The 1,309-nt window shown below is 47.5% G+C and carries 2 protein-coding genes; both read right to left on the bottom strand.

The features are described from left to right. Positions 1-945: replication-associated recombination protein A (locus R7O12_RS25235; RefSeq protein WP_318126802.1), on the bottom strand; the 945-nt coding region annotated here is incomplete at its 3' end. Positions 946-951: 6 nt separating this feature from the next. Next, a partial coding sequence (gene lolA, locus R7O12_RS25230) for an outer membrane lipoprotein chaperone LolA (RefSeq protein ID WP_318126801.1) occupies positions 952-1,309 on the bottom strand: 358 nt, incomplete at its 5' end.

The raw sequence follows: 1,309 nt of genomic DNA, 5'->3' as shown, positions 1-1,309 counted from the left end.
TGCAACTTGCATGGCTCTAGGGTCCGCATTGCCGACATCTTCCGATGCTATCGCAAGTAATCGACGGGCAATGTAAAGTGGATCACAACCTGCAGCTATCATACGAGCAGCCCAATACAAAGCGGCATCTGGGTTTGATCCACGAATAGATTTGTGCACAGCGGAGATCAAATCGTACCAAATGTCGCCTTTATTATCGAAGCGAGAGACTTTCTCCCCGGCTACTTCAGCAAGCAGTTTGAGTGTTATCTCTTTTTCACCCTGCGCATTGTCCTCTGCCATATCGTAGAGAAGTTCAAGGTAGTTAAGCGACATGCGAGCATCGCCGTTCACCAACTCGGCTAGACGGTCTAACACATTATCAGCAAAGTTCGCTGGCGTATTGCCCAGCCCTCGTTCTTTGTCGTTAATCGCTTGATTTAGTGCGAGTGAGATCTCTTCTTTATCCAGTGAAGTCAGCTTGTAGACTCGAGCACGAGACAACAATGCGTTGTTCAGTTCGAAAGACGGGTTCTCTGTCGTTGCGCCAATAAACGTTACGGTTCCATCTTCAATATGTGGTAAGAAAGCATCTTGTTGCGATTTGTTGAAGCGATGAACCTCATCCACAAACAAGATGGTGCGGCGACCCGCCATTTTGTTCTCGCGCGCTTTTTCGATTGCAGCACGAATCTCTTTCACACCGGACGTCACCGCAGACACGCGTTCAACTTCCGCATTGGCGTAATTAGCAGCGACTTCCGCTAACGTGGTTTTACCTGTACCAGGAGGCCCCCAAAGGATCATTGAGTGGACATGGCCAGCCTCTAACGCGCGACGCAGGGGTTTACCCGGGCCAAGAATGTGTTGCTGACCGATGTACTGCTCAATAGTTTGCGGTCTCATACGAGCAGCAAGGGGACGAAAATCTTCGTCCCCCGAGAAATCTAATGTGTAATTACTCACTACCTATTAATTCCTTTGATCGTCCACTTCCACGCCTTTTGGAACTGTGAACGTAAATCTGTCTGCTTTTGGTTTGCCAAGCTTAACATTACTGAATGTAAAGAGCCCTTTCTGACCATCTTGCTCGATGACGTTAAAGCCTTTCACTACGCCTTTCGCGTCAATATTGATCTGGAACTGACCTTGAGTAGAGTCTACTGCAGTTGGGATAAGCGTAAATTCATTCCCTTTCTGGGAGATCTTATAATTATCCCAATCACTTGCTCTGTTGCGAGTTAAGAGCACAAATGGTGTTTGCTCGGTCGCTTGCTCTTGCCAGTAAATGCTAACTTGCTCAATAAACGGGCTGTAGTACCACAAAGTT

It is taken from the genome of Vibrio sp. Vb1574, from assembly GCF_033338675.1.
Note: the sequence above shows the minus strand (reverse complement) of the source record. Positions and strands in the feature narration are given on the sequence as shown.